Raw genomic sequence first — 6,212 nt, 5'->3', positions numbered from 1 at the left:
CTGTGCTTGCGACGGGTCGCCCGCTTAACCACACCATCTATTGCGTCCACATCATTCATCGCGGACACGATGCCTGCCGACTCTCAGGCAATCAAGATGACTTCACCGTGCGCTTACTCTCCAAGGGCGTCGTGGCCAAGTACGTCGGCCTTGCCAGCGTCGCGGGCCTGGACTGGCCCACCATTCAAACGCTCAGCGACACGGCACTGGAGCGTCGCGTCGTGCAAGGCCGGCTGGACCGCCCTCGCACTTCGTGCTGCCCGACTACGGCCGCGTGCACCAGGAGCTGAGGCGCAAGGGCATGACCCTCATGCCAAAGTAATTCCAATGATGATGAACACGCCCCTGGATCAACTGCGTAGCCTGAAGTTGCTGGGCATGGCGGCGGGACTGCAAGACCAGCTCACCAGCGCCGGCATGACGGCCATGAGCTTCGAGTAACGCACAGCCTTGCTGGTGGAGCGCGAAGTGCACTGGCGCGGCGGCAAGCGACGCGAGCGACTCTTGAAGGAGGCGCGCCTGAAGTACCCGCAGGCGGCCATCGAGGACATCGATGCTCGTGCCGGTCGCGGCATTGATCGCAAGGCCGTGATGAGCCTGGCGCTGAGCGAGTGGATCGATTCGGGCCACAGCGTGCTGATCGCGGGACCGACGGGGGCCGGCAAGTCGTGGCTTCCATGCGCGCTGGCGCAGTACGCGTGCCGGCGCGGTCGCTCCGCCTACTGCCAGCGCATGCTGCGGCTGGGCGAGGAACTGCGCATCCGCCACGGCAACGGGACCTTCGGCAAATGGCTGATCCAACTGGCCAAGACCGACGTGCTGCTGCTCGACGATTGGGGCATGGCCGCGCTCGACGTTCAAGCCCGCAGCGATCTGTTGGAGATAATCAACGACCGCGCAGCCAGCAAGGCCACCATCATCAACCAGCCAGCTGCCGATCGAGCACTGGCGCGCATGGGTTGCTGCAAGCGTGTTTTTGAGCAGCATTGCGATCGTCATCGGGCCCACGCCTCCCGTAACGGGAGTTATGGCACCAACTTGCTGGCTAGCCGAATCGAAGTCCACATCTCCTACAAGTCGACCTCGGCCATCTGCATCAGTAATGCGGTTGATCCCGTCATCAAGCACCACTGCACCCGGCTTCAACCACACACCCTGGACAAAGCGCGGTCGACCTACTGCGGCAACAACAATATCCGCTTCACCGCACAAGCGCGCAAGATCTCGTGTTCGAGAGTGCGCAATAGTGACGGTGCGGTTATGTTGCAATAAAATCTGTGCCATTGGCTTGCCGACAATTTTTGATCTCCCATATCGAGGGTGTTCAGCCCATCCAAGTCCTGAATCTCAGACTTGATAAGCTCCAGGCAGCCGGCGGGTGTACAGGGGACCAGGCCGGGCATTCCACTGGCAAGTGCGCCCACATTTACCGGATGAAAACCATCAACATCTTTGGCTGGGTGAATATGTGCCCATGTAGGGCAATATGGACACGATGCCTGCCGACTCTCAGGCAATCAAGATGACTTCACCGCGCGCTTACGCTGCAGCAGCTGCACTCGATGTCGGTGGACGCCAGTGCCCGCAACGCACTGGGGACGCCAGCCAGTTCAGCATCGCCTTGTACTGCATACCCATGCAGGCGCAGCCATTGTTGGACATCAAGTTCGCGCGCCCATTGCTTCGAAAACGCAGGGGGGCGTGTACAGCGCCTGGCATTCAACACCCGCCGAGATGTGGCGTTCGCCGGTTTCAACACGGCCGAGAGATCCCTCGTGTGAGAGAGGCTGCTCCAGCTTGACATCCTGCGATTACGCCGCGGGCGACTGCGCTAGCTCGCACTCGCGTCGCCGTATCAATCCGGCTTGATGTTCGCCCGTTTCACGTACACGCCCCAGCGGTCATAGTCACGCTTAACCACCTTCTCGAACTGCGCAGGCGTTTCATCCACCGGATCGAATGTCATGCTCACGAGCGCGTCGCGGAAAGGTTTGCCGCGCGAAGCAGTGGATACCGCGGCGTAGAGCGTGGCGAGCACTGGCTCGGGCAAGTGGGCCGGACCGAATATGCCGTTCCAACCGCGGATTTCGAAGCCTGGCAACCCCAACTCGAGCAGCGTCGGCGTGTCAGGCATAAGGCTGCGGCGGCGCTCACCGGCGCTGCCCAGGATCTTGAGCCGACCGTCCTTGGCGTATTGGGCCGCAGTAGACGGAGAGTCGAACATGATCTGCACGCGTCCGACCAGCAGGTCCTTCAGCGCGTCGGCACTGCCCTTGTAAGGAATATGCACGATGTCGATGCCGGTGTTCTGCCGAAGCACCTCGCCGTAGATGTGCGAGATGGTGCCAGTGCCGAACGACGCGTACGCCAGCTTGCCGGGGTTCGCTTTGCCGTAGGCGATGAACTCCTGCACATTCGCGGCAGGCATCGAGGGGTGCATGACGAGCACCACACCGCCGGCCGTCGTCTGCGCCACCGGCGTGAAATCGCGCAACGGGTCGTAAGGCACCGCTTTGAGCGTGTGCGGGATCTGCGTCAGCACACCGTCTGAGATATACATCAGCGTGTGGCCGTCCGGCTCGGCGCGTGCGACTTCCATGGCGCCGATGGTGCCACTCGCACCCGGCCGGTTCTCCACGATGACCGGGCTACCCAGCACCTTGGCCATCTCCTGCGCAAGCACGCGGGCCTGGACGTCGGTCGGGCCACCGGCCGCGAAGCCGACGATGATTCGCACGGGCTTGCCCGTTTTCGGGAATGCCTGGGCCCAGGCATTCCGCACGGTGAGCGCGAGCGAGGTCAACGCGAGGCCTGTGATGGCGCGGCGGGTGGGATTGAATGTCATGTGTGTCTCCTCATTGACTATCGGGTGTTGCACTTGGTGGATTTAGTTGTGGGGACCGCTCTACATGCCGGCGCCACTGGATTTGGAATGCGTCGCAGAAGGCACGCGCGGCTGGTGTGAGGGGTCGGTTGCGCCCGCGAAGCACCAGCACGGGAATGCGTGGGCTGGGCGCGAACGGGCGGGTAACGACGCCCTTGAAAACCTCGCCCGCAACCGTAGGAGCGTCCAGCACGGCGATGCCGGCCCCAGCCTGCGCGAACCAGCAGGCGACCGGGCCCGAGGTCACCTCAACGTCGATGCGCATCTCACCGAAAAGATCGCCATACAACTGCTCGAGCAGATGGCCAAACGGCGGCGCCTGGGAGATCGCGATCAAGCGTTCGCCGCGAAGGTCGGCTGCGCGGATCACGCGTCTGGCCGCCAATGGATGCTGCTCGGGCAGCACGCAGACAAGGCCGCAATGCAGCGTATGCAACGTCTCGATATCAGGGTGTTCAGGTGGCAGCATCGCGATGCCCAGATCGCAGGCACCACGCGCCACGGCATCGCTCACCAGGTGCGGCATGACCATGTCGACGTGTATTCTGAGATCGGGAAAGTTTGCGTACAGCGCAGTGGCTGCCTGTGGCAGCATGTATGTGCAGAAACGTGCAGTGCTCGCGATGCGCAGGCTGCCGCCACGCGGGGCGGCTAGCTCGCGCGAAACTGAGCGCGCCTTCTCCATGCTTTTCCAGACCGCCTCGATCTCTGGGTAGAGCTGGTGCGCCTCCTGTGTGGGTACCAGACGCCCTCGTACGCGCTCGAACAATCGCAGCCCGGCATGCCGCTCCGCTTGCGCCAGCAGTTTGCTCGCAGCAGGCTGCGAGACGTTCATCAGGGCGCCTGCGCCTTTGACCGTGCCGCACAGCATCACGGCTCGAAATACTTCCATCTCTCGCAGGTTCACCGCGTCTCCAGGGCGGCTCAACGCCAGCCGTTGCGAGCAGCCATCTCATCCGTCACCTTGAGGTCGGCAACGCCGCCGCTGGCCACCGGATCTTCGGCATACAGCTTGCGGAAATTGAGCGTGGCGCTTTTGCCCTCGCGACGCGGCACTCCATTGGCTTCGTGGAAAAAGTATTCAGGCGGCACGTCCCGAAAGCCCGGCGTGTCCAGCCACAGCCGTACTAAATGACGCTTGCGTTCAGGTTCAGGAAAGTTGGTGAACGAGGTCCGTGCGTGCATCACCGTGTAGTTATTGATCACGATCATGTCGCCACGCTCGAGAAAGAAAGCGAGCCGGTTCTCGGGCGCAGTGGCGATCGCGTCGAAGCCATTGAGCGCACCGATCTCTTCGTCGCTCAGCGGCATGTCCAGCGCACGATGGCCGGCCACCAGATTGGAGCGCAGATAGCGCGAGCTCAGCTGCCCGTTGCGCACGGCAAAAAGCGGGACGCGGTGCCGTGTTACGGGAGGCTCGCCCGGCGCCTCCTCACCCACCTGGTGATAGTGGAAGCCTCGATACAGTGGGGCGAGCATGGAAGGGTGCAAACGGGCCATTTCGTCATGCACCGTCACCGCGCTGACGATGACTGATGCGCCGCCCGTCTGCGAACGGTGCCAGCAGGCCAGCGAGATCATCGCCGTGATGTCGTTGTGCGGGCGAAGCTCAAGGTTGCTGCGGTACATGCGCGGCGTTGCATCCTCGGCGCTAGCATCTATTACATGACCGATGCGGTCGCCGCTAGTGTTCTGCGACAACGAATCCCCAAAGTGCGTACCCACGCCCCACATCGCAGCGATGAACTGCTGCACGTCTACCTGTTCGATCGGCAGGCCGCGCAACACAACAAAACCGCGGCCCGCACGTATATCCTCGTAGGCCCGGCGCAGCAGGGGTGTCAGCGTCGGCATTGCGAATTGGGCCGCCGTGCTGAACTCGGGCGCCTTGAGGTCTGGCAAGGCACCCACGGCCGCCAGCAGTTCGGAGCGATGTCTCTCATTCAGCTTGACCGTGTAGTCGCCAGCCCCCTTGAACGAGTCGGCCTTCCAAGCAAAAGATTGGGACTGATGGGAAAGGATTTCTGTCATGGTGAAGGTGTTGATAGTCAGTCGGCAACGGCGCCCGAGGTCTTGACCACGGGTTCCCATTTGGCAATGTCGGCCCGCACCAGCGCATCGAACTCTTCGGGGCTCGATGCCACGGCTTCCACACCCATGCTCCGCAGCAACTGGACAAACTCTGCCGAGCGGATCACAGCGCCCATATCGGCACTGGCTTTGGCGACGACCGTGCGCGACGTGGCCACAGGCACTACTACGCCCAGTGTGCTGAGCGCGCTCACACCGTGCACCGTCTCAGTTACGGTTGGCACGCCGGGAATCGCGTCCACTCGATGAGGGCTCAGCAGCGCGATCGCTTTCATCCTGCCGCTTTTGATGAACGGCGCACTGCTGTGATAGATGTCAAGCAACAGCGGCACTTGGCCACCGATCACTTCCTGCTGCGCGGGTGCTCCTCCCTTGTAGGGCACATGCAAGATGTCGATGCCGGCACGGGTTTTGAGCAGCTCCATGCCCAGATGCATGGCAGTTCCGCTGCCGGCGCTCGCGTAGCTGATAGTGCCGGGTTTCTTTTTTGCCAGTGCAATGAGCACGGCGATATTGTTGGCCGGGAAGGACGGATTTGCCGCGATCACCATATGCTGCACACCAAGTTGCGTAACGCCAGCGAGGTCTTTGAGGGTGTCGTATGGCAGCTTCGGGCGAAGGCTCGGGTTGATCGAGTGGGCAGAGACCACGACGCCGAAGCTGTAGCCGTCGGGCTGCGAACGTGCAATCGCTTCGGTACCCAGCACAGTACCCGCACCAGGCTTGTTGTCCACGATCACCGGCTGTTTCCACACGACCGCCATGCGCTGCGCGAGCAGTCGTGCCAGCGAATCAGTCGCACCACCTGACGCGAACGGCACGATCAGTCGGACGGGCCGCGATGGCCACGCTTCCTGCGCGTTTGTCGTACCGCACAGCAGCAAAGCAAGCAATGGAAGAAGAGAGCAGGCGTTGAATGTGCGGCGCAAAATTTTTCTTCTGAAATTCATGTCTCGGTCGATAGGGGCGCGACACGATTATGGAAGCCGCCTTCTTCGGTAGCAAATGAACAGTTGTTGGCCATCGAATAACCGTGGGTTATGGCTCCGCCCTGGCTGCCGTTGGGCACAAGGGGTTAACCATACATTGACATATCAATAAATAATAACCCAAAATATGTGCATGAAAACAGAGAGACTTTTCGATGTGAGCGGCAGCGTCGTCGCGATCACCGGAGCCGCGAGCGGGATTGGCCTGGGCTATGCCGAGGTCATGGCCGCCAACGGCGCGTGCGTCA

General features: G+C 61.8%; 4 protein-coding genes and 3 pseudogenes. 2 read left to right on the top strand and 5 right to left on the bottom strand.

Annotated elements, in window-relative coordinates; all coding sequences use genetic code 11:
• Positions 1–116 precede the first annotated feature (116 nt).
• Together ACSFB7_RS37655 and ACSFB7_RS37650 are read left to right on the top strand one after the other, a co-directional pair.
• Positions 117–313 (top strand): annotated as a pseudogene (locus ACSFB7_RS37655) (IS21 family transposase); the annotation flags it as partial.
• A 143-nt stretch (positions 314–456) separates the two neighbouring features.
• Positions 457–864, top strand: a pseudogene (locus ACSFB7_RS37650) (ATP-binding protein); the annotation flags it as partial.
• Between the two features lie 147 nt (positions 865–1,011).
• Here the strand turns inward: ACSFB7_RS37650 and ACSFB7_RS37645 are convergent.
• From ACSFB7_RS37645 to ACSFB7_RS37625, 5 genes and pseudogenes are all read right to left on the bottom strand, one after another.
• Positions 1,012–1,284 (bottom strand): annotated as a pseudogene (locus ACSFB7_RS37645) (bifunctional methylenetetrahydrofolate dehydrogenase/methenyltetrahydrofolate cyclohydrolase); the annotation flags it as partial.
• Between the two features lie 571 nt (positions 1,285–1,855).
• Positions 1,856–2,845: a Bug family tripartite tricarboxylate transporter substrate binding protein gene (locus ACSFB7_RS37640; RefSeq protein WP_435477426.1), complete on the bottom strand. Its 990-nt coding sequence runs from the start codon at positions 2,843–2,845 to the stop codon at positions 1,856–1,858.
• Between the two features lie 10 nt (positions 2,846–2,855).
• On the bottom strand, positions 2,856–3,791 hold the full coding sequence (locus tag ACSFB7_RS37635; protein ID WP_435477425.1) for a LysR substrate-binding domain-containing protein: 936 nt from the start codon (positions 3,789–3,791) through the stop codon (positions 2,856–2,858).
• Positions 3,792–3,808: 17 nt separating this feature from the next.
• Positions 3,809–4,915 (bottom strand): TauD/TfdA family dioxygenase, encoded by a 1,107-nt coding sequence (locus ACSFB7_RS37630; protein WP_435477424.1) that lies wholly within the window; start codon positions 4,913–4,915, stop codon positions 3,809–3,811.
• Positions 4,916–4,932: 17 nt separating this feature from the next.
• A complete protein-coding gene (locus ACSFB7_RS37625) occupies positions 4,933–5,925 on the bottom strand; it encodes a tripartite tricarboxylate transporter substrate binding protein (RefSeq protein ID WP_435477423.1) in 993 nt (330 codons plus the stop codon).
• Positions 5,926–6,212: the final 287 nt, after the last annotated feature.

The organism is Variovorax raffinosi (genome assembly GCF_051216615.1).
Lineage (GTDB): Bacteria > Pseudomonadota > Gammaproteobacteria > Burkholderiales > Burkholderiaceae_C > Variovorax.
This window is presented reverse-complemented; position numbering and strand designations above follow the sequence as displayed.

Coding starts and splice junctions, on each gene's coding strand:
- ACSFB7_RS37625 (WP_435477423.1), bottom strand. CDS start 5,925: ATGAATTTCAGAAGAAAAATTTTGCGCCGCACATTCAACGCCTGCTCT.
- ACSFB7_RS37640 (WP_435477426.1), bottom strand. CDS start 2,845: ATGACATTCAATCCCACCCGCCGCGCCATCACAGGCCTCGCGTTGACC.
- ACSFB7_RS37630 (WP_435477424.1), bottom strand. CDS start 4,915: ATGACAGAAATCCTTTCCCATCAGTCCCAATCTTTTGCTTGGAAGGCC.